This is a genomic window from Thiothrix fructosivorans, assembly GCF_017349355.1.
GTDB lineage: Bacteria > Pseudomonadota > Gammaproteobacteria > Thiotrichales > Thiotrichaceae > Thiothrix > Thiothrix fructosivorans.
In genome coordinates this window covers 1692734-1713056 of sequence record NZ_JAFMPM010000006.1, presented here as the reverse complement: position 1 = coordinate 1713056, position 20323 = coordinate 1692734, and the positions used below count along the sequence as shown (strand labels likewise).

Here is a 20323-nt window from a genome sequence, read left to right as displayed (position 1 = left end):
GCTTACCTCTTATTTCTTCAGTTCGTCGAGGTAGTTTTTACCTTGACGTTCCAGTTCCAATGCCCAGCCGGATACATGGCGTTTTTCACGCGGGTTATCCACTTGGTTACGAGTCGGGCTGAAAAAGATACCCGGAGCGTGCATTAACTTACTGATCGGGAAAATGATCATCAGCAATGCCACCAACAACAAATGCACCAATACAATCGGTTCGGCAGGCAGACCGGCTTCACCAAAGAACCCGAAGGTTAACATGCCACCAAAAAATGCTTTCACTTGTGTCACATCAGTGTGCGTCACAAAACTCATCATCAAACCGCTCATACCGATGGCAATCAGCAGCGCCAGCATCAAATGGTCAGACGGCGCAGAAATGTAACGCACACGATCCACAAGGAAACGACGCGCCCACAAGCCAGCCAAACCCAATACCATTGTGAAACCTGCATAACGACCAAACGGCTGCAAGAACACCAACAAATCATTCATGCCCACGAAATAACGGCTATGGCGAATCAATACCAACCACAAAGAGATGTGGAACAGGAACGCAAACAACCACAAGGTTTTATTTGAACGAAACAAGCTCTGGAAAAACACCACTTCACGGAACATACGCCATACAACACCGCCCTGCGTAATGGGCGCGGGTGTAGTCGGAATCTTCAATGGGGCTGGGGTGTTCCAATATTGACGGACTTTTACAGCCACACCGCCAATCAAAATCAACGTTGCCGCCCAAAACAACAGTCCGTAAAGGATACTTACGAATGTCACTGCGTACTCCTGAAGTCATTAGTCTCTCTTCTGAAAACCTGTCAACAACAGGGCTTAAGAAGAGGCTCCGGCGAACCGGAGCAATCTTCGCGTCTTACGACCTAACTAGTGACGTAATAATTATACGCAACCAGTTGGTTTAGGCAGACCGCCGTATTTACAAGCTTGTTTGCCAGGGCCGTATGGGAACAGGCTGTACAGGTACTTGGAGTTACCTTTATCAGCACCCAAACGCTTACCAACTGCTTTAGTCAGAACGCGAACCGCTGGAGCGATTTGATATTCTTCGTAGTATTCACGCAGGAAATTCAGGATTTCCCAGTGTTCAGAAGTCAGAGTTACGTCTTCGCCTTTAGCCAGAACTTCTGCAACTTCTGGAGTCCAGTCGTTCAGGTTTTCCAGATAGCCTTCTTCGTCCAGCGCGATGTCTTTGCCGCCAACGTTAATTGATGCCATTGTGTGGCCTCCTGTCAAAAAATGTTAAAACTTACAGCCAGCTTTGGGTGGTGTCGTTATTTGCCGTCAGGTCTACAAAACCTGCGTAATCCACGCTCACAATCCCATCCATTGCTTTGCCTTCCAAACCGCGTGCGGCTAGGTCTGCACCTAACACATACACTGTCTTATCGGACATCGCAGCCTTTACTTTACCAGAAAAGCTTGACCCATCGACTGCTCCGACTACCGCATCTTCAATCATCAAAATCGAGTCGCCTGCACTTGCATGAGCAAGGCAGCTATCAAAAGCCACACGTTCAAACGGGGACTTGTTGACAATATGTAACATAGCCATTTTCAAAATCCTCCGCTTAGAAACTTAAGATTACTTCTTGCTCTGTCATCATGGCAGCCATTTCCTCGCGGTTGACCAAAATGATGGAAGGCTTTTCAGCGTAATCGTCGTCAGCATCTTCGTAAGTGAGTTCCATCAGGTCATCAACCGTCAGGCCACGCTCTGCCAAAGACTCAATGGAAACGTACAACTTGGTAATGTCGTAGTCGCCCAGCGCACGGAACGTCGGCGAGAAATTCTTCATGCCAGTTGCTTTGCTGTTTTGGCCTTTGGTAATTTGGTAAACACCGTCGTCGATGAATGCCAAACTAACATTTTGCTCAAACGCTGCGGAAATCAGTACGACTTCCAAGGCTTCCAGTGCATAGACTGTGCCGTAAGGAGCTTTACGATTGACAAACAAAAAATTCTTTGTAGACATTTTCTTCAGCTCCTTAATCGCCAAACACGACTAAACGATCAGACTGGATACCGCCTTCAACCAACTGACCCAAGCCCGAAATACGGAAACCGGGGGCAATGTTGTTAGCATCCAAACCTTGACGTTTCGCTTCATCGGCATCCATCAAGCCGCGACGTTGTGCCGCTGCGATACAGATAACCAAGTCCAAGCCGTGCTTTTCAGCCAGTTCTGACCAAGATTTCTGGATCAGACGGTCATCAGCCGGTGGCACACTCAGACGTGTGCCGTTGTTTACGCCGTCGTGGTAGAAGAAAACACGGAAAATCTCGTGTCCCTTCTCCAGCGCGGCACGGGTGAACTGCAAGGCAGTATCAGCAGACTGGTGCTGATACGGGCCTTCGTTAACCATAATTGTGTATTTCATTCCGTGCTATTCCTCGTACCGTTGTCGATCAGAAGCGGATGTGCGTTGAAGAGTTCAGGTTCGCACGCGCACCACGCCAGTTGTCGATGTGGTACTTCGTGAATGGCAAACCAGTGACTTCAAAGAAACGCGGCCAGCCGATACGTTCAACCCACTCGTTGATACGCTCCCAATCTTTCGCGCCAGCTTTGTAGCATTCCAGAATTTTCTTAACGATCGCAGTCGCTTCAGGCCAACGTGGTGGGTTGTTCGGGATACCCGCTGCAACCAAACGTTGGAAAGTAGGCTTGCCACGTGCGTTGGAGTGATTACCACCGATCCAAACAGCCAACTGGGTAGCTTCGTGGTCGTTGATTTGCATTGGCGGGCATGGCGGGTAGCAAGCACCACAGCAAATGCACTTCTTCTCATCAACTTCCAAGGAAGGCTTGCCGTCAACCATTGCAGGGCGAATCGCCGCTACCGGGCAACGAGCTACAACTGTTGGACGTTCGCACACATTACCAACCAGCGCGTGGTTGATTTTGGGTGGCTTGGTGTGTTGAACGTTGATCGCGATGTCACCTTGACCGCCGCAGTTGATCTGGCAGCAAGAAGTGGTGATATGTACGCGGTTAGGCATGTTCCATGCTTTAAACTCAGGCAGCAACTCATCCATCATCGCTTTCACAACGCCGGATGCGTCAGTACCCGGAATGTCGCAGTGCAACCAACCTTGAGTATGAGACAGTGAAGTAACAGAGTTACGTGTACCACCGACTGGGAAACCAGCATCTTCCAATGCTTTTACCAGTGGTTCGACTTTCGCGCCATCCGCTACTTGGAATTCGATATTAGAACGAATGGTGAAGTGAACATAACCTTCGCCATAAGTATCGCCGATGTCCATCAGCTTACGCAGGGTGAACACGTCGAGGATACGTTGAGTACCGGCACGAACTGTCCAAACTTTTTCGCCAGTTTTGGAAACGTGAACCAAAACGCCTGGGCGTGGGTCTTCGTGATATGCCCACAGGCCGAAGTTACGGCGCATAACTGGGTGCATGTACTGGAAACCATCCGGGCATCCAGATTCAATAGGATCGCGCATTTCTGGTGCGGCCATGTGAAGCCTCCGTCAAACTCAAATTTATCAATAATCTGGGCAACAAGGCAGGGTTAAACACTGCCCTGTTGCGAAGTGCCGTCTTAGGCAGCAGCAGCCATTTTCTCTTCGCGCTTACGGTTAAACCAAGCTTCAGCAGCTTCGTCCCAACCGTCAGTACGCACGTAAGAAACGTTACGTGGTTGCTTGATCATGTTTGGATCTGGGTCGATACCGATACCTTCGAGGAAGTTCACCAGACCGATACGCTCAATCATTTCGCCGCAACGTTCGTGTTCCAGACCATTTTCAGCCCAGAAGTCGATGATGGAAGCAGCCAATTCAACGATGCGCTCGTAATCTTCTTCAGTATCCAGCTTCATGAATGGGATCGTGACGATACCCATCAAGTCGCCGATTTTCAGAGTACGCTTACCACCGATCAAAACAGTTACGCCTTTGTCATCACCGACTTGCAGCGCTTTGGGCATAACGTTCAGGCAGTGCATACAACGTACACAGTTGCTGTTATCAACCGTAATGGTGTCATCATCGTTCAGCTTGATCGCTTGCGTTGGGCAGCGGCTGATTACGTTGTCGAACATGTATTGACGACCCGCAGAACGATCACCTTCTTTGCCAATTTCTTTGGCTTTCTTCATGATCATTTCTTTAACGGCTTCTTGGTTGACTTTCATGTCATCACGCCAAGTACCGATAACGGCGAAGTCCGCACGTTCAATCGCGTTCTGGCAGTCGTTCGGGCAGCCAGAAATTTTGAATTTGAACTTGTAAGGCAGAGCCGGGCGATGCACGTCATCCGTGAAGTTATTCATCAGACGGCGATGGATCGCGTGTTCGTTACAGTTGGACATTTCGCAACGTGCTGCACCAACGCAAGACATACCGGTACGCACGCAAGGGCCTGCACCACCCAAGTCCCAACCGTATTCGTTGATTTCATCAAAGAAGTGTTGGAAGTTGACGCTGTTCGCACCGATAAACATGATGTTGCCGGTTTGACCGTGGAACGTTTGCAGGCCGGAACCCCATTTTTCCCAGCTATCCGCCAATTGGCGCAGCATGTCGGTGGTGTAGTAGTTACCAGCCGGTGGCTGTACACGCAGGGTGTGGAATTCTTTGGATTCCGGGAACATGTGACCGACTTCAGAGAAGCGCGGGATGATGCCGCCGCCGTAACCGAAGACAGAAATAGTACCACCTTTCCAGTAGCCCATTTTGGTTTCGTAAGAATGCTCCAACTGACCCATCAGGCCGTTGATAACGTTGCGGATGCGCTCATCTGGATGCTCATCACGCAGTTTCTTGAAACCGCTGATGAAGCTAGGCCATGGGCCTTCTTCCAGTACATCCAGCATCGGCGTTGGATAATTGTTCGTTGCCATACCTGCCTCCTCAGTAAAACGATTGCAATGGCGTTTCCTCTTGACCAGCTCTACAACCTAAAAGCCAAGGGGAATGTCAAATCAAAAACGGGTCGCGTAACGTAGTTTCGCTCTATTTGCGAGTGGGCTAAGTGTATGCGTCATATCCCTAACAAAGAATCTCACCCATGGGGTGTTGCTTGAAACCGGGGCATATCTCGAAGGGGATAGACCCTCAACATAATCAAAAATAGTCCACTTGCAGCAGTACAATAGCATATTCGGATTTTTTAATATTGCAAATAGCTATAGTGATTATCGGTCTTTGTCGAGGTCTATAAGATGTACAACTCTCCTTTTAATCTCAATGAGTTAAATACCTATCAAGCATGGCGCAACAAAAAATTATCGGCTTACCCTTTACTGCCAGAATTCTTGTTCGTCACGATTGAAGACCCAGAAAACCCCAGCGACACCGAAATAGCGCAACTTCAACAGATTTGCCGCGAACACAATCTCGCGCTGTACCATTTTGCGCAAGGCGACGTGCGCAGCAAGCGTCACGTACACCGTTTAGGACACAAAGTGGGCTTGTTTCGGTTGGATAGCAATTTGTGCGCGGATGAAGATAGCCTCACTTCTTTGCACGTTACTTCGCACGCGGGGCAGCACGATTACATTCCCTACACCAATAAACCGCTAAGCTGGCATACCGACGGCTATTACAACCTGCCCGAAGAGCAAATTCACGGCATGTTGTTGCATTGCGCCCAACCCGCACTCGAAGGCGGTGAAAGCTGGTTGATGGATCATGAAATTGCCTACATTTTATTGCGTGATGCTAACCCCGATTATATCCACGCTTTGATGCACCCGAATGCCTTCACGATTCCTGCCAACATATTGAACGGGGAAATCATTCGCCCCGAACAATCCGGCCCCGTGTTTAGCGTCACCACTGCGGGTCATTTGCACATGCGCTATTCTGCCCGCCAGCGCAATGTGATCTGGCGTGATGACCCCATGACACGCGAAGCCGCCGATTTCCTATTGAATTTATGGCAACAGGACTCACCTTACAAAATAAGGTACACATTACAGGCAGGCGAAGGCTTGTTGTGCAACAACGTGCTGCACAACCGCACCGCATTTAAAGACAGCGACGACCCGACACAAACCCGCCTACTATACCGTGGACGTTATTTTGATCGGGTTAAAGAACCTAAGGAGACAATATGCTCAGTTTAAGCCAAATTTTGATGGTAGACGGCGACAAGATCAGCAATTTCGAGGAGCTAAAGCAAATCGTGCAACAACGCGCGTTGGAAACTGGCTCGATCTTTTTCCAGATTGATATTGAGCCCCCCGGCTACAAAGACCGCCCGGAAGACTGGTACGACCAGTTGGAAATCACTTTTTCGTCGGCGAGGTAAGCACGATATTTTGGCAGGAAGACGAGGATAAAACCCTCCCCTATCAAGCACCCGATGACGTGCTGGACGTGAGTTTCGCCATTTCGTGCAAGCAATTGCCGCTGGATCATGCGTGGGATCTGGCACAAGCCATCCAGCAAGCCCTGCCTTGGTTTGCCGATGAAATCGTTACTGGAGTCCACCCCATCCACGTTGCCGAAAGCGGTAATGGCTGGGAACGCCCCGATGATGCGAGCAACCAATTCCTGTTGCCGTCACGGCGCACGCGGATGTTTTTACGCATTCCCAAATCACGAATCCCTGAAACACAAGCACTGTCTGGCACAACGCTGGATGTGAACGGCTACGCGGTCGGCTTGCGGGACATGAAGGAAAAGCCTTTCGTACACACCTCGGTGATTTTTGCGCGTTACGTATTATCAGATGAGGCGGAAGACGAAAACAGCTTCCTGCAACGCATGGCAGCAGAAGTAAAACGGGTAGCGGATTTCAAGGTGAAAAAGATGCTATGCGGCAAAAGTCACGCACTGCGTACCCCGCAAGGTGTGTTACACACCCGTCACTTGATGTTGGCGGATTTGGACAGTGACCCGTCTATTCGCTTGCAGCAATACGGCTTAGGCGATGGGCGTAAGCTGGGTTGCGGGCTGTTTATGCCGCACAAAGGCATTAAAACCCTGAAACCAACGGAATAGTCACGCACCTTTCCCCCTATCCCTTTTGAGGAATGGGAGGCGTACTGCTTTTTCGTATAATTTTGCGGTCAAGAATTTCATCGAATGGCTACATTCACTTTTGCATGAGGAATTAAACATGGCTTACGAAGTAAACGGCACAACCATCGAAACCACCGAAGCAGGTTATCTGGTAGACCTCAACGATTGGAACGAAGAAGTTGCTAAAGTTATTGCTGTTGAAGAAGGCATTGGCGAATTGAGCGAGCGTCATTGGGATGTGATCAACTATTTGCGCGATCAATACATCAACAACGGCGGCACGCAGCCAATGGAACGCATCATCCAGAAAGCAATGGCTGATCAGTGGGGCGACAAAAAGCTGACAAGTAAAGACATGTACACCCTGTTCCCACGTGCACCCAGCAAGCAAGGTCTGAAAGTCGCTGGCCTGCCAGCCACTAACCGTAAAGGCGGCTATTGATTTCTACCCGAAAGGGGGTATTCCCCCTTTTACCGGAATCCGTTTATCCTGTTGTCAGGATTTGGTTAATTTTAAAGAGGCATCGGACATGAGCACTAAGCAAGAGCTGATCAGCGAAATGATTGAAATGCAGGCAAAATTCACTGCTTATGAGCAATCAGGCGCATTCAGTGCTGAGGAGTACTACGTTGGTGAGTGGAAATCTTACCGTGAACGTTATCAGGAACTGGCTAACGAAGTCCGCGAAATGGCTTCTAAAGAAGCGAATTTCTGGAAATAAGCTGCAAAGCTTCAGATACTAAAAAGCCGCTGTAGAGCGGCTTTTTTTAATGGCGATCATGGCTTCAGCGTTCTACTGAGTACACGTTACGCAGCCGGGCTTGCCTACCGAACGCACTTTGCGCACTTCAGCCCAAACACCGCCATTATCTTCCTGACGCACTTTTTGCACCGTGACGGTATCGCCCAACTGAAAACCGCCCATCACGCGACGACCGTGCGGTTCATCGTATAAACCGTGAATTTGCTGGGTGTGGTATGTACCGCCCTCTTCCGGCAAACCGCTATCCGATGGAATACGCAGTTTCTGCCCATGCCAACCGTAATCCCGCAACTCGCCTAAATACACCCATTTCGATACGCCCACAGGCGCAGTGCGATGGGGCACAATTTCTGAATCTACGGCAATGGTAGCATCAGGCACAGGCTCAATAACGACTGCCGCCATATCGGCATTGGCAGCAGTTTCAAGATCAGCCGGAGCAGGTAATGCCGCAAGGTTAGCCTCGGCAGTAGGGTCTAGGCTGACGAACGTGGTTTCCATAACGGCATCCTGCACGTTCTTTTTACTAACGCGCTCTTTGCTCGCATCGGTTGTTTTGTTTTTAACGGCGGGTTTGGGCAGCTTGGTAACGGCGGGCTTCTCGGCTGTCGAAAAATCTTGTCCCACTCGCATCACATCCTGTGTTGCAGAGCTTGCCAGCGTTACCTGCAACGCCACGGGGATTGGAGCTGGCATCGGCGGCAAGGGTGGTGGAATACGACTGGTGCGTACTGTAGGGGTAGGTGGCGCAACATCTTGCAAGGTATTTGCCAGCAAAGGCTGCGGCGGAACAGCGGGCAGCGCCTCCAGCGCATTCAGGCGGTGATAGAAATACCCTAGCCCCGCCAACGTACTGGCTTGCACCGCAGCAACAGGCAACCAAATAATGGCTTGCTTCGCATTAAATTCCCACCAAGACGATTTTTTTACCAGCAGTTGCGCCATGCAAAACTCCTTGTAGCTGCACTTACATACATCCCCCTCTGTTTTGCACTCAAATCAAGCGATTACCAAGCCTATCTTGGACGAAGAATAAGATTTTTCGGCTCAGTGGTGTATTTCACTGAGCGTTACACTTCGCTCCACATCCGCAACAAATTAATGTGCACAGTACTAATGCTGGCAGCCTCTACGGACTGTGGCAGCTTTTCCATCACGCCCTCACGGGCTTTTGCCAATTGGTAGAGTAATTCACGCTGCTGCGGGTCTTTCACCAAGCTCTGCGCCCACGTTACCGCTACCAACCGGAAACCTTTGGTCACTTCAGCCACTTTGTGCCAACTACCGGAATCATACACAACCGCGTCGCCCGCTTCCCCGCGTATTTTTTCTTCCCCATAAACGGTACGGATGACAATTTCACCGCCTTCGTAGTCATCGTTGAGAAAGACCGTGGTGGAAACATCGGTGCGATACCGCCCTGACATAGGCCCCATCACCGGATCATCCACGTGAAAACCATAAGTCATCCCCGGCAAATAACGCGCATAAAACGCCGTAGCCACCCGCAACGGTAAGACCGCCGCTTGATATTCAGGGTGTTGCACTAGCGGTGACATCACCATGGCATTCAAACGGCGTTGCAACGGGCTATTGGGGGAAAGCTCCTGATTGTATTTCACTTTAGCCGCTTCCCCACCTGCCGAAAATCGCCCATCGACGAATTCACCCGTGGCTAGTAATTCCTGTACTTCCTTGATGCGTTGAGGATCGAGCACGTTTTTAATCAGTAATAGCATGGCATTTCCTTTCAGGGATGGAATCGGGTAATCTGCCCACGAGATAGGCAATAGGTTAAAGAGTGATGCAATTACGGATACAAATCAACGACACCACCCGCGATATTGACGTACCGGATTTTATGGTGGTAGAAGGCGAGGACTTTTTCGCGCAGATGGATCAAGACATGGACAAAGGCTACCAAATGAGCCGGACATGGGTAGCTAAACCCGATCGGGAACAGCGTTGCCAGATCGTCGCCGATAAAATCTTGACGGCGCTGTCGAACGGCAACCAGAAAAGCGGCACCTTGATGGCAGCTTACATCCTGAAGCGGATGCCGCAAATACGTGAAGTTCACCTCAATACCGAAGGCGATATGACGGGACATGATTTCAGCTAAACACGACCCAAGTGGTGGCAATGTACTTCACGCCAGACTTCATCAAACCAGCGCGGTGTTCATGTGTCCAAAACGGCGGGAACAAGACCAACTTGCCTTTTTCGGGCTGCACGCTGATATTCTGGAATAAGAAATCGGTAGAACCACCCGCTTCAACCGGCACATCATTCAAATACCACAATGCCACCAGTTGGCGCATGGCAAATTGATGGCTACCACCATCAATATGCCAGTGGTAATACTCACCCGCTTGGTAGCGTTGCAGGTTATAACCCATGTCTTTGAATGGACCATTAAAATACGGAAAAACTTCACGGAATTCACGTAACGCGAGAGCAAGGGAACGGTGTAGATTATTATCCACATCCTTCCAATGCGATTTGTCATCACCACTGACAAAAATATCCGTGGTTTTCTTCACACTTTGGTTGCTACCCATGTCTTGCCCGATGCGTCCTGCGTATTGATCCGCACGATTTTGCTCGAAACGAGCCACCATGTTGTCACACAAAAAGCCCGGTAGCGCATCACTCTTCTCAAAAATGAAAGAATTCGGGGCAAGTTCACGCAAACTTTGCAATGCGGGACGGATGTCAGCCATGATTATTGTAACTGAACAGTCCCCCCTTACCCAAACGCACTAAATTTGCGACACTCCCCCGATGACCCAACAACTGAAAGACCACAGCCTCAAACAGCTTAACAGCCAGTACCTTGCCAAGCTCACGCCGGAGGAACTGCTGCACCTGTCGACCAAGTTGTTGCATGACCTGAAAGAAGCGCGGGAACAGATCAACCAAAACTCCAACAACTCCTCCAAACCACCCAGCAGCGGTTTCCCGTGGGAAACGTCACCCAAAACGGTGGCTTTGCCCGAAACAGAAGGGGTGGGTGCAGCCAGAGGAAAGCCAACCCCGGAACCAGAAGCTGTGGCGGGCACAAAGCCAGCCCAACCAGCCAAACGCAAAGCGGGTAAACAACCCGGCGCACCGGGTTATGGTCGGGTATGGCATCCGCCCATCAATGCAGACGAACACCATTACCCCAGCCGATGTGAAGCCTGTGGCAGGTCCCTGGATGCGGCTGTCTCCCGTATTTATACCGCCTATGACAGTGTGGACATCCAGTTTGGCACGGATGGGAACCCCGGACTGACCGTCATCACCACCCGCCACCACCTTCACGATAGCGTATGCACCTGCGGTCATGTGAGCCGCCATATCCCGCATCGCCAAGCTCCCGACCCGTTATACCCGGAGGTTGATGTGGGCGAGTGGCGGCTGATTGGGGGCAATCTGGCGGCACTTATTGTCCACCTACGGCTGCGCTCACGCTTGTCACTGCGTGGCACACAAGAACTGTTGCGGGAGGTGTTGGGCATTCCCCTAAGTGTCGGGGTGTTGCAGCAATGTTTTGAGGAAGCAGCCGCGAGTGCTTCTCCATTGGAAGATGCCTTGGTGGAAGGGCTGTTGGCAGAAGCCACCGCTGACGGCGGGGTGCTGTATATTGATGAAACCTCTTGGAAAGAGCGTGGCGAAGCCCTGTGGCTATGGACATTCGTCACCACCCTCAGCGTTTGTTTCTACGTAGGGCAGCGCACCATTGAAATGCTCGACAACGTGATTAGCCCCCACTTTGGGGGCTGGCTGATGAGTGATGGCTATGCCGCTTACCGCCACCACCCCAAACGCTTGCGTTGCTGGGCGCACCTGATCCGCAAAGCCCGTGGGCTGGCAGAATCACTGGACAAAGACGGGCGGACGTTTGGCAACTTCACCCTCGCTTGGCTGAGGGTATTACAGGACGACATTTACGCTTGGCGGGCAGCAGGCGGCACGGTGGGGACGCAAACCGACGTGATCCGTCAACGCCATCAGGCAAAACTCCTGGAATTCAGGGCATTATGCTTGATCCATGCCGTATCTGCCCATGACAAGACGGCGGCACTGGCGAAAGAGTTCATCAATGATTGGGATGCCATTTTCCGAATCCTTGACCACCCGTGGCTTCCCTTGACCAATAATGAGGCTGAGCGGGCGTTGCGCCATTGGGTGATCCTGCGCAAAACCAACCATGGCACAAAGAGTGCTACGGGGAGCCGTGCGTTTGCCATGCTGGCCAGCATCATCGGTACTTGCCGCAAACGTGGACAGTCTGCCTTGGCTTATCTTGCCAGTGTTATTACCGCTGCCCGCGCTGGCTTTGCCCTGCCCGCTTTACCGCAAGGGGTGGGGATGTGATCAATTACTGATTATTTACCTGTAGATACATATGTTAGTGTTGGGAACTTGCTTAGGCAGGAAACACGCCAGTAGAAATATAACGATCCCCACGATCACAAATAATCGCCACAATGGTCGCATTCTCGACTTCTTTGGAAAGCCGCAATGCCGCCGCCACTGCTCCGCCCGATGACACCCCACAGAAGATGCCCTCTTCCGATGCCAATCGCCGCATGGTGTCTTCTGCTTCCGGCTGGCTCATATCCATTTCACGGTCGACTTCATCACGGTGAAAAATTTCCGGCAAATACTCCGGTGTCCAGCGCCGAATCCCCGGAATCTGGTCGGTTTGTGTTGCAGGCTGTACACCCACGATTTGCACCTCAGGATTCTTGGATTTGAGGAAACGCCCTGTGCCCATGATCGTGCCTGTCGTACCCATACTGCTCACGAAATGTGTGACTTGCCCGTGCGTATCACGCCAAATTTCTGGGCCAGTGGAATGAAAATGAGCATAAGGATTATCTTCATTGGCAAATTGATTCAGTAACTTACCTTTGCCGTCACGCTCCATCTGCATGGCAAGATCACGCGCTCCCTCCATGCTCGCCGCTTTGCTGACGAGGATCAGCTCTGCACCGTAAGCTTTCATGGAAGCGCGACGTTCGGCACTCATGGTTTCGGGCATGATCAGCACCATTTTGTAACCCTTGATCGCTGCTGCCATTGCCAGCGCGATGCCAGTATTGCCGCTGGTAGCTTCGATCAGGGTGTCACCCGGTTTGATGTCGCCGCGCTCTTCAGCACGTTGAATCATCGACAAAGCGGGACGATCCTTCACTGATCCGGCGGGGTTATTGCCTTCCAGTTTGACCAGAAGCGTATTGGTGGTATCACCGAGCAGGCGTTGTAAACGGACTAGCGGGGTATTGCCGATGAAATCTTCGATGGTGGGGTAATGCATGTCTGGCGCTCTTTATTGTGTGTCGATACGAAGAGCTTACCAGCCATCCCACGGATTCGCTACCTACTGGCGGATTTGACTTGACGTTAAGCAGCAATGCGGTAACGTCATACCACTCATCATAAAAATAACCGGAAGTCGCGTGAATTCTGTATCCGTAGGAAACGTCCCCGTCTCTGCTGCCATGCGTGTCCAAAGCGACTATGACCTGAGCGGCCGCTCGATCAATGGTGTGTTCCCTTACATGATTAGTTGGGGCGTAGTGGTGTTGGGCACGGATATTGTTCAGCACAACCCCACCCTCGTTTACGGTATTGGCCTGTTAATGCTGATTCTAGGCAGCATACGCTTATTATTGTTGAAACAGTTTCCTACCCACTACAAGGCGCAGCCCGATAGGGCGCGATTTCTGCTCGGCATCAACCTGATAATCTCCGCCAGTGTCTGGACACTATTCACCGCTTGGGGACTCGTGCATATTGGGCTAGACGAACAAGGAACAATCATACTGCTGCCCTTGTTAATGCTGTGTGTTGGCACAACCACCAGCCTTGCACCCCACAACCCGCTGTTTATCACCTACGTCAATATCATGATTGTGCCGCAGATCGCTGTGCTCTTACACATGGGTACGACCAGCACCTATACCGTCGCCCTATCGTTACTCTTGTTCAGCATTGTCACCCAAACCTTTGGCAAGAGCCTCCATCGTGACTACTACCAGCTCCTGTACAAGAATGATTTGCTGGAACAGCAAGCCGCCAAACTGGCACACGCCAAAGAAGCCGCTGAAATCGCCAACCAAGCCAAAAGCCAATTTCTAGCGAACATGAGCCATGAATTGCGCACACCGATGAATGGCATTCTGGGCGCAAGCGAATTGCTCACCCCATTGGTGAATACGGTGGAACAGCAGCAATATGTTTCCCTGATTTGCCGCAGTGGCAAAACGCTACTGGCGCTATTGAATGATCTGCTGGATTTTTCCAAGATTGAAGCAGGCAAGATGGCGCTGGAACTGACCAGCTATCCACTGCACGACATGGTGGCGCATTTACAGCATTTGCTAGAGATCCGCGCCAAGGAAAAGGAGCTGGCATTCACCATCAACATTAGTGCAGACATCGCGCCTTATTTGCTCGGTGATGAGATCCGCACGCAACAGGTGTTACTCAATTTAATCGGCAATGCCATCAAATTTACCCCAGCAGGCGAAATTACGCTGACGATTAAGCTCACCGAGGACAGTGAACGGTTACGCTTTGAAATTAACGATACGGGCATTGGCATTCCAGTGGACAAACAGCCCTTGTTGTTCAACAGCTTCCAACAAATGGAATCGTCTACTGCGCGCAAATACGGCGGCACAGGGCTAGGCTTGGCGATTTCTAAGCAGTTGGTCAGCCTGATGCAGGGTGACATTGGGATGCACAGTGAAGAGGGACACGGTTCGTGTTTCTGGTTTGAAATTCCTTATCAAGTAGCGACACCCACACCCCCTAGCATCCCTACCGAAGCCCTGCCAGCGGATGATGCACTGCTTGACTCTAATTGCCGCATCTTACTGGCGGAAGACAACCCCATCAACCAGATAATCGCGCAAGCCATGCTGGAAACCTTGGGGCTAAACCAGGTGGATTTGGTCGAAAATGGCAAGCAAGCGATCCAACACTTGATTGATGCTGACTACGCGCTAGTGCTAATGGATGTGCAAATGCCTGAATGTGACGGTCTGGAAGCCTGCCGCCATATACGCAGGAGCAGCGTTCACGCCAATATGGCAGCAGTACGCAACCCGTTAATTCCGGTCATTGCCTTAACCGCCAACACGATGTCTACCGACATTGCCGAATGCTTGAAAGCAGGCATGAACGGGCATCTGGGTAAGCCGCTGGATACGCCCACCTTAGCGGCAGAATTGCACAAGTGGTGTGCAAAACCGTCAAGCATCGCGCCGAAACGTTAGAATATACCCCTTGAACGGCTGCTCAAGGTAGTCGGTATGGATGGGCTTACGTTGGGTATTGGAAAAGCCATACTGATCCATTTGTAGGCTAAGTTTATTTTTACGCCCGCGCCCTGGGTCGATAATAATCACTTCACACGTCGGTTTCGCGCACTTCTCAATAAATCCCGCCAACTGCTTGATGTGTTGATCTTCGTACAAAAGGTCACTGCCAATGATCAAATCAAATTGCCCCAGCGTATTGGTTTCTGCCGCCCAATCCGCCCGTTCAAACGGAATCACCGCGCCATGATTCAGCAGCGTATTGCGTTGCAGAAAAAACGCTACCTCAGGGTGATAATCCGTGGCGGTAATATCAGCGTGTTGGTGATTGAGCAATAGGCTGGATAACGCCATGCCACAGCCAATTTCCAAAATGCGCTTGCCGTCAGTTTGGTAATCGCAAACGTGATGCGCCAACACCAAGCTGGAAGGCCACACCACCCCAAACAGCGACCACTGGGCAGAAAAAATACCGAGGTCGTGAGCTACTTGGTCGGGGTCGCTAAACTCTTGCCGGTCACGGAGTGTACAGAGGTGAATATCGGTCTTACCAAACTCAACGGTTTGGTAACGCACGCGCAGTGGCAATGGCATTTTATCTATCAACCAACAACAAGTAAGACTGACAGGGTATAGGGATTTGGCTCGTAAGGTTGGGTTTAATTCGACACGATCACAAACGCAAGAGCGTGGGTGCGCTCGTCAGCGACGGAAAGCTGGCACGAGGTTACGCCCATTGCTGTCGCTGTTGCCAGTGTCACGCCGTGCAATTGCAGCAGCGGTTTGCCGCGTGGGTCGTGGGTGGTTTCGATTTCTTGCAAGCGCACTTCTTTGCCAATGCCTGTGCCGAGGGCTTTAGCAAGGGCTTCTTTGGTGGCGAAGCGTTTCGCCAGCCATGCGGCGGGGTTGGCTTGGTTGGCGAAACGTGCGCGTTCGTTGGGGTGTAGGATGCGTTCGGGAAAACGTTCAGGGTGGCGTTGCAGGGTGGCTGCAAGGCGGGCGATTTCCACGATGTCTGTGCCAATGCCGAGGATCGTCATGCACCCGCTCTGGCTGCTTGCATTAACGCCAACATTTCCACAGTCGCTTGACGGATACCGACAAACACCGCCCGCGCCACCATCGAATGCCCGATATTAAGTTCGCGGATATTGGCAATCGCCGCAATGGCTTGGGTATTGTGATAATCCAACCCATGCCCTGCGTTGACCTGAATGCCAAGGCTGTGTGCGAAATCGGTCGCTTCACGAATGCGGTTCAGTTCACGCTGTTTCGCTTCGCCCGTGGCATTCGCATACGTACCCGTGTGCAATTCAATCACCGGTGCGCCAATGTCCGGCACGCGGCGAATTTGCTCAATATCCGGCTCAATAAACAGCGATACGCGGATATTCGCCGCATTCAAGCGCTGGGTTACGCTGCGCACGCGCTCAAACTGCCCGATAATATCCAAACCACCTTCAGTGGTCAGCTCTTCGCGCTTTTCGGGGACGACACACGCATCATTCGGCAATACGTCACAAGCAATGCCGACCATTTCATCGGTAGCTGCCAGTTCCAGATTCAAACGGCGGGTACACATTTGGCGAATCGCGTAGACATCCGCGTCCTGAATATGGCGGCGATCTTCGCGCAAATGGATGGTGATGGCGTGTGCGCCAGCGTCTTCCACAAGACGCACCGCTTCCAGCAAATCAGGGTAAGCCGTACCACGCGCTTGGCGCAAGGTGGCGATGTGGTCAATATTGACACCGAGTTCGATCTTATTCATGGAACAATTTTCTCGCATTCAAGGTTTTGCCTTTCAGCAACATCTGGATCAAGTAATCAAGGGTATGGCGCAATTCCAACCGCTGGTCGGGATTCATCACTTCGGGTTCGCGCAACGCGATGAGCAAGTTACCGGAAATCGGTACACCTTTGCCTTCTCCCGCATCCGCACACAAACCGTGGTCGGGGCGGAAACGGTAACGCATCACAGGGTCAATGTCATGCCCCTCCGCATCATCGTGCCATAGGTTCAGAACATAGCCTGCACCTGCCAGCACGTCCAGTTCAAACAACGGCAATGCCAATATGTCGGCGGAATTTTCGAGGCGAAATAGCGTTTGCTGGTATTGGGTGAATAATTCCGGCTGCGGCTGGTGTTGCCACAATGCCCGCAGCAGCAATTCGTTGGCATACACAGCCCTAATCAATCCGGCAGCTTTCAGCGGAAAACGGCGTTTTTCTTCGGCATTGAACAGGGTAAACACTTCGCCCCTACCCGTCCAACTGGCTTCGAGTTGGCGGAAAGGTTCGAGCATTCCTTTGGAACGCGTCCCCTTGCCTTGACCGAATTTGGCCACGCAAGTTATTTTGCCCGCATCGCGGGTAAACATATCCAGCAATAAGCTGGTATCGCGGTAGGGGTTACGCCGCAGGATAAAGGTGGGCGAAAGTGCCGCAACACTCAGGTTGAAATCCCCAAACTTTGCAGGTGACGTGGGCTGTTTTCCCAATTTTCTTCGACCCGCACCCACAACTTCAGCATGACTTTGCGTTCAAGGAATGCTTCCAGTGCAATGCGTGCCGAGCTGCCGATGCGTTTGAGCGCTTCACCCCTATGCCCGATGACGATGCCTTTCTGATTTTCACGGCTCACCCAAATCACCGCGTTAATTTCGGTGAGTTTCGGCTTTTCTTCAAAGGTTTCGATTTCAATCGCGGTGGAATACGGCATTTCCTGATACAAATACGTCATCAATTGTTCGCGAATCAGCTCACCGCAAATGAAACGCGTGGATTGGTCAGTCACATCATCTTCGGCATACACCCAATCTTGATGCGGCATGACTTTCACCAGTGCCGCTTTAAGCTGTTGCGTGTTTGTACCTTTGGTGGCAGACAGCGGGAAAACTTCGGTGAATGGGTATTTCTTCAATACTTCCGGCAACCACGTCAGCAGACGTTCTTTTTTCTCTAAGCGATCGACTTTATTGGCGACCAAATAGACCGGGCAAGTGACATGCCCAAGGCGTTGCAATACCAAGTCATCCTCATCTTGCCACTTCAGCGATTCCACCATCATCACCACCGCATCCACGCCTTCCAACGCGGCAACGGCTTCGAGGTTGATCGTTTTATTCAGCAAACTCTTGGAAGTGCGGTGAATCCCCGGCGTATCCACGAAAATAATCTGGTAATCATCTTCGGTCAGGATGCCACGAATGCTGTGGCGCGTGGTTTGCGGCTTATTCGCCGTGGCGGACACTTTGAAGCCAATCAACAAGTTCATCAGCGTGGATTTGCCCACGTTCGGGCGACCAACAATGGCGACATAGCCGCAACGTTGGGTAGAAGGGGTAGCGTCGGTCATTGGGCTGTTACCTGTTGAAATGCGAGTCCGGCGGCTTCTTGCTCTGCCTTGCGGCGGCTACCAGAAGTGCCGGTGGTGCGGATATTGAGTTTGGGGATAACGCATTCTGCCGTGAAGGTTTGGCGATGCGCTTCGCCTTGCGTATCAATCAGGGTGTAGTCAGGCAACTCATGCCCGCGTGATTGCAGGAATTCTTGCAAGCGGCTTTTAGGGTCTTTGAGCGTGTCTTCCGCAGGCAAATTATCCAAGCGGTCGCCGTAGGCTGTCAGCACAAACTTTTTCGCGACCTCCATGCCCTGCTCCAAGTAAATGCAGCCGACAATTGCTTCAAACGCATCCGCAATAATGGATTTGCGCCGGAAACCACCGCTCTTCAGCTCGCCCGACCCTAAGCGCAAAAAATCACCAATGGTGAGTTCCACCGCAATCCCGGCAAGCGCATTTTCATTCACCAGTGAAGCACGCAAACGGCTTAAATAGCCTTCGCTGGCGCGTGGCATTCGCTGATAAAGCTCCGTGGTGATAATTAGCCCAAGCACGCTATCACCAAGAAACTCCATGCGCTCATTATGCTTCCCTTCCGCACTGCGGTGGGTGATGGCGCGAACAAACGTATCCGTCGCCATCAATTCGCTACCCAGTAGCTTGGTCAATTTGTTCAAGTATCGCTAGCCGCTCCCAGCTCTTTGGAATAGTTAAAGGTCATCAGAAAATCAATATTGGCAACCCAATGCTTACGCACCTCGTAGTATATCTCAAGGGCGCGAACATTGTTCTTGCCTTCCACCTGCACCACTTTAAAGTCATTGGCTGAAAAGGAATCCAGACTGTTTACAATCATAAAATCATCCACCTTCCGGCGAATTTGTTGCGTCGTGGTATTCGCCGCAGACTCTTGCGCCACACGGTCAACCAAGGAGCGCACCGTGTAAAACTCTAGGTACACGGGAAAGATTTTTATGGCGCTGATGAACACAAAAATCACCACACCCGCGCCTGCGACCCACGTTAAAAACGTCGCACCTTGCTGCTTACGCATCACATCACCTTTATTGTTATTGATTACTTAATTCAGTTGTTGGCTAAGCGTAGCCGAAACCTACTGCATTTTGTTACCGATCCGCGAGAAATTGAAGCCATCACCGCCAAAGTTCATGTGCATCCACACCAACGTCGCTTTGCCAACCACGTTCGCTTCGGGAACTAAACCCCACATACGCCCATCGTTACTGTTGTCACGGTTATCACCCATCATGAAATAATGACCTTGCGGTACGGTCACTGAGCCAGTGGGTCCCATGCGTCCTTGCGTCACCAATATATCATGCGGCACACCCAGCAAATCCTCTTTCAGACGAATTGAGGGTGGGGTTTTCTGATCAGGGCGTACATAATCACCAACCAAAGTACGGTTTAATTCCACCCCATTCACGGTCAAGGTTTTATCATTCCAGCTCACCACATCACCCGGCACACCAATCAGCCGCTTAATGTAATCAATTTCTGGGTTATCAGGGAAACGGAAAACCACCACATCGCCACGTTGCGGATCGCCAATTTCCAGCACTTTGCTATGTAGCACCGGCAAACGCAGCCCGTAGGCAAACTTATTCACCAAAATAAAATCGCCAATTTCCAGCGTCGGCAACATCGAACCGGAGGGAATACGGAACGGCTCAGCCACAAATGAGCGCAAGAACAATACCGCTAATAACACAGGGAAAAACGAACGTGCATATTCCACCAACATTGGCTCTTCGCCCTCGGCTTTTTTACCCGTTATCAGGGTATACAGCAACCAAATGACGCCAGTTATCGCTGTGGCGATGACTAGCCAAAATTCCAGATCAAAATCCATGTCCCTGTCCTT

At 51.2% G+C, this 20323-nt stretch carries 27 protein-coding genes; 8 read left to right on the top strand and 19 right to left on the bottom strand.

All coding sequences use genetic code 11. The features are described from left to right. Positions 1-9: 9 nt before the first annotated feature. The 7 genes from J1836_RS11735 to dsrA form a co-directional block, all read right to left on the bottom strand. On the bottom strand, positions 10-777 hold the full coding sequence (locus tag J1836_RS11735; protein ID WP_207251256.1) for a respiratory nitrate reductase subunit gamma: 768 nt from the start codon (positions 775-777) through the stop codon (positions 10-12). A 120-nt stretch (positions 778-897) separates the two neighbouring features. Next, positions 898-1233 (bottom strand): TusE/DsrC/DsvC family sulfur relay protein, encoded by a 336-nt coding sequence (locus J1836_RS11730; protein WP_202717955.1) that lies wholly within the window; start codon positions 1231-1233, stop codon positions 898-900. Positions 1234-1264: 31 nt separating this feature from the next. Then, positions 1265-1570 (bottom strand): sulfurtransferase complex subunit TusB, encoded by a 306-nt coding sequence (gene tusB, locus J1836_RS11725; RefSeq protein ID WP_207251255.1) that lies wholly within the window; start codon positions 1568-1570, stop codon positions 1265-1267. 16 nt (positions 1571-1586) lie between these two features. Beyond that, complete coding sequence (gene tusC, locus J1836_RS11720; RefSeq protein ID WP_207251254.1) at positions 1587-1991, bottom strand: sulfurtransferase complex subunit TusC; 405 nt, start codon at positions 1989-1991, stop codon at positions 1587-1589. A gap of 13 nt (positions 1992-2004) precedes the next feature. Continuing rightward, positions 2005-2397 (bottom strand): sulfurtransferase complex subunit TusD, encoded by a 393-nt coding sequence (gene tusD, locus J1836_RS11715; protein WP_202717958.1) that lies wholly within the window; start codon positions 2395-2397, stop codon positions 2005-2007. A 28-nt stretch (positions 2398-2425) separates the two neighbouring features. Beyond that, positions 2426-3502 carry a dissimilatory-type sulfite reductase subunit beta gene (dsrB, locus tag J1836_RS11710; RefSeq protein ID WP_207251253.1) on the bottom strand — a complete coding sequence of 359 codons (1077 nt, stop codon included), beginning with the start codon at positions 3500-3502 and terminating at the stop codon, positions 2426-2428. A gap of 83 nt (positions 3503-3585) precedes the next feature. Next, entirely contained in the window at positions 3586-4887 is a 1302-nt protein-coding gene (gene dsrA, locus J1836_RS11705; RefSeq protein WP_207251252.1) for a dissimilatory-type sulfite reductase subunit alpha, read from the bottom strand. 321 nt (positions 4888-5208) lie between these two features. Between dsrA and J1836_RS11700 the strand changes: the two genes are divergently transcribed. The 5 genes from J1836_RS11700 (at position 5209) to J1836_RS11680 (ending at position 7737) form a co-directional block, all read left to right on the top strand. Next, a complete protein-coding gene (locus J1836_RS11700; protein ID WP_207251251.1) occupies positions 5209-6114 on the top strand; it encodes a TauD/TfdA family dioxygenase in 906 nt (301 codons plus the stop codon). Then, entirely contained in the window at positions 6102-6299 is a 198-nt protein-coding gene (locus J1836_RS11695) for a hypothetical protein (protein WP_093069482.1), read from the top strand. Before J1836_RS11700 ends, J1836_RS11695 begins: the two co-directional genes overlap by 13 nt. A gap of 68 nt (positions 6300-6367) precedes the next feature. Continuing rightward, a complete protein-coding gene (locus tag J1836_RS11690) occupies positions 6368-6994 on the top strand; it encodes a type I-MYXAN CRISPR-associated protein Cas6/Cmx6 (RefSeq protein WP_242632803.1) in 627 nt (208 codons plus the stop codon). A 118-nt stretch (positions 6995-7112) separates the two neighbouring features. Next, a complete protein-coding gene (locus tag J1836_RS11685; protein WP_207251250.1) occupies positions 7113-7457 on the top strand; it encodes a TusE/DsrC/DsvC family sulfur relay protein in 345 nt (114 codons plus the stop codon). An 88-nt stretch (positions 7458-7545) separates the two neighbouring features. Then, positions 7546-7737: a hypothetical protein gene (locus J1836_RS11680; protein ID WP_207251249.1), complete on the top strand. Its 192-nt coding sequence runs from the start codon at positions 7546-7548 to the stop codon at positions 7735-7737. A 72-nt stretch (positions 7738-7809) separates the two neighbouring features. Here the strand turns inward: J1836_RS11680 and J1836_RS11675 are convergent, their stop codons facing one another. Both J1836_RS11675 and J1836_RS11670 read right to left on the bottom strand, forming a co-directional pair. After that, the gene (locus tag J1836_RS11675; protein ID WP_207251248.1) at positions 7810-8724 is read right to left on the bottom strand and encodes a hypothetical protein; all 915 of its coding nucleotides are present in this window, start codon (positions 8722-8724) and stop codon (positions 7810-7812) included. Positions 8725-8849: 125 nt separating this feature from the next. Next, positions 8850-9518: a Fe2+-dependent dioxygenase gene (locus J1836_RS11670; RefSeq protein ID WP_207251247.1), complete on the bottom strand. Its 669-nt coding sequence runs from the start codon at positions 9516-9518 to the stop codon at positions 8850-8852. 65 nt (positions 9519-9583) lie between these two features. Between J1836_RS11670 and J1836_RS11665 the strand changes: the two genes are divergently transcribed. After that, positions 9584-9901 (top strand): hypothetical protein, encoded by a 318-nt coding sequence (locus tag J1836_RS11665; protein WP_207251246.1) that lies wholly within the window; start codon positions 9584-9586, stop codon positions 9899-9901. Here the strand turns inward: J1836_RS11665 and J1836_RS11660 are convergent. Then, entirely contained in the window at positions 9894-10502 is a 609-nt protein-coding gene (locus J1836_RS11660; RefSeq protein ID WP_207251245.1) for a 2OG-Fe(II) oxygenase, read from the bottom strand. The genes J1836_RS11665 and J1836_RS11660 overlap by 8 nt on opposite strands. A gap of 61 nt (positions 10503-10563) precedes the next feature. Between J1836_RS11660 and tnpC the strand changes: the two genes are divergently transcribed. After that, positions 10564-12141 (top strand): IS66 family transposase, encoded by a 1578-nt coding sequence (tnpC, locus tag J1836_RS11655; protein ID WP_242632653.1) that lies wholly within the window; start codon positions 10564-10566, stop codon positions 12139-12141. Positions 12142-12193: 52 nt separating this feature from the next. Here the strand turns inward: tnpC and cysM are convergent, their stop codons facing one another. Further along, on the bottom strand, positions 12194-13087 hold the full coding sequence (cysM, locus tag J1836_RS11650; protein WP_207251244.1) for a cysteine synthase CysM: 894 nt from the start codon (positions 13085-13087) through the stop codon (positions 12194-12196). A 142-nt stretch (positions 13088-13229) separates the two neighbouring features. Here cysM and J1836_RS11645 point away from each other — a divergent pair, with 142 nt between their 5' ends. Next, entirely contained in the window at positions 13230-15053 is a 1824-nt protein-coding gene (locus J1836_RS11645) for an ATP-binding protein (RefSeq protein WP_207251243.1), read from the top strand. On the opposite strand, the gene J1836_RS11640 is transcribed toward J1836_RS11645, so the two are convergent. From J1836_RS11640 to lepB, 8 genes are all read right to left on the bottom strand, one after another. Further along, the gene (locus tag J1836_RS11640) at positions 15030-15689 is read right to left on the bottom strand and encodes a class I SAM-dependent methyltransferase (RefSeq protein ID WP_207251242.1); all 660 of its coding nucleotides are present in this window, start codon (positions 15687-15689) and stop codon (positions 15030-15032) included. The two genes, J1836_RS11645 and J1836_RS11640, sit on opposite strands and share 24 nt — an antisense overlap. A 65-nt stretch (positions 15690-15754) precedes the next feature. After that, positions 15755-16135 carry a holo-ACP synthase gene (acpS, locus tag J1836_RS11635; RefSeq protein WP_207251241.1) on the bottom strand — a complete coding sequence of 127 codons (381 nt, stop codon included), beginning with the start codon at positions 16133-16135 and terminating at the stop codon, positions 15755-15757. Beyond that, complete coding sequence (pdxJ, locus tag J1836_RS11630) at positions 16132-16866, bottom strand: pyridoxine 5'-phosphate synthase (protein WP_207251240.1); 735 nt, start codon at positions 16864-16866, stop codon at positions 16132-16134. The genes acpS and pdxJ overlap by 4 nt, the downstream gene beginning before the upstream one ends. Further along, entirely contained in the window at positions 16859-17596 is a 738-nt protein-coding gene (recO, locus tag J1836_RS11625) for a DNA repair protein RecO (RefSeq protein ID WP_207251239.1), read from the bottom strand. The genes pdxJ and recO overlap by 8 nt, the downstream gene beginning before the upstream one ends. After that, entirely contained in the window at positions 17548-18453 is a 906-nt protein-coding gene (gene era, locus J1836_RS11620) for a GTPase Era (RefSeq protein ID WP_207251238.1), read from the bottom strand. Before era ends, recO begins: the two co-directional genes overlap by 49 nt. Next, a complete protein-coding gene (gene rnc, locus J1836_RS11615; protein WP_207251237.1) occupies positions 18450-19115 on the bottom strand; it encodes a ribonuclease III in 666 nt (221 codons plus the stop codon). Before rnc ends, era begins: the two co-directional genes overlap by 4 nt. Beyond that, the gene (locus J1836_RS11610; protein ID WP_207251236.1) at positions 19112-19492 is read right to left on the bottom strand and encodes a DUF4845 domain-containing protein; all 381 of its coding nucleotides are present in this window, start codon (positions 19490-19492) and stop codon (positions 19112-19114) included. The genes rnc and J1836_RS11610 overlap by 4 nt, the downstream gene beginning before the upstream one ends. A 60-nt stretch (positions 19493-19552) precedes the next feature. Next, positions 19553-20311, bottom strand: a complete 759-nt coding sequence (gene lepB, locus J1836_RS11605; protein WP_207251235.1) for a signal peptidase I — start codon at positions 20309-20311, stop codon at positions 19553-19555. Between the last annotated feature and the right edge of the window lie 12 nt (positions 20312-20323).

Coding starts and splice junctions, on each gene's coding strand:
- J1836_RS11730 (WP_202717955.1), bottom strand. CDS start 1,233: ATGGCATCAATTAACGTTGGCGGCAAAGACATCGCGCTGGACGAAGAA.
- tusB (WP_207251255.1), bottom strand. CDS start 1,570: ATGGCTATGTTACATATTGTCAACAAGTCCCCGTTTGAACGTGTGGCT.
- tusC (WP_207251254.1), bottom strand. CDS start 1,991: ATGTCTACAAAGAATTTTTTGTTTGTCAATCGTAAAGCTCCTTACGGC.
- tusD (WP_202717958.1), bottom strand. CDS start 2,397: ATGAAATACACAATTATGGTTAACGAAGGCCCGTATCAGCACCAGTCT.
- dsrB (WP_207251253.1), bottom strand. CDS start 3,502: ATGGCCGCACCAGAAATGCGCGATCCTATTGAATCTGGATGCCCGGAT.
- dsrA (WP_207251252.1), bottom strand. CDS start 4,887: ATGGCAACGAACAATTATCCAACGCCGATGCTGGATGTACTGGAAGAA.
- J1836_RS11700 (WP_207251251.1), top strand. CDS start 5,209: ATGTACAACTCTCCTTTTAATCTCAATGAGTTAAATACCTATCAAGCA.
- J1836_RS11695 (WP_093069482.1), top strand. CDS start 6,102: ATGCTCAGTTTAAGCCAAATTTTGATGGTAGACGGCGACAAGATCAGC.
- J1836_RS11685 (WP_207251250.1), top strand. CDS start 7,113: ATGGCTTACGAAGTAAACGGCACAACCATCGAAACCACCGAAGCAGGT.
- J1836_RS11680 (WP_207251249.1), top strand. CDS start 7,546: ATGAGCACTAAGCAAGAGCTGATCAGCGAAATGATTGAAATGCAGGCA.
- J1836_RS11675 (WP_207251248.1), bottom strand. CDS start 8,724: ATGGCGCAACTGCTGGTAAAAAAATCGTCTTGGTGGGAATTTAATGCG.
- J1836_RS11670 (WP_207251247.1), bottom strand. CDS start 9,518: ATGCTATTACTGATTAAAAACGTGCTCGATCCTCAACGCATCAAGGAA.
- J1836_RS11665 (WP_207251246.1), top strand. CDS start 9,584: ATGCAATTACGGATACAAATCAACGACACCACCCGCGATATTGACGTA.
- J1836_RS11660 (WP_207251245.1), bottom strand. CDS start 10,502: ATGGCTGACATCCGTCCCGCATTGCAAAGTTTGCGTGAACTTGCCCCG.
- tnpC (WP_242632653.1), top strand. CDS start 10,564: ATGACCCAACAACTGAAAGACCACAGCCTCAAACAGCTTAACAGCCAG.
- cysM (WP_207251244.1), bottom strand. CDS start 13,087: ATGCATTACCCCACCATCGAAGATTTCATCGGCAATACCCCGCTAGTC.
- J1836_RS11640 (WP_207251242.1), bottom strand. CDS start 15,689: ATGCCATTGCCACTGCGCGTGCGTTACCAAACCGTTGAGTTTGGTAAG.
- acpS (WP_207251241.1), bottom strand. CDS start 16,135: ATGACGATCCTCGGCATTGGCACAGACATCGTGGAAATCGCCCGCCTT.
- pdxJ (WP_207251240.1), bottom strand. CDS start 16,866: ATGAATAAGATCGAACTCGGTGTCAATATTGACCACATCGCCACCTTG.
- era (WP_207251238.1), bottom strand. CDS start 18,453: ATGACCGACGCTACCCCTTCTACCCAACGTTGCGGCTATGTCGCCATT.
- J1836_RS11610 (WP_207251236.1), bottom strand. CDS start 19,492: ATGCGTAAGCAGCAAGGTGCGACGTTTTTAACGTGGGTCGCAGGCGCG.
- lepB (WP_207251235.1), bottom strand. CDS start 20,311: ATGGATTTTGATCTGGAATTTTGGCTAGTCATCGCCACAGCGATAACT.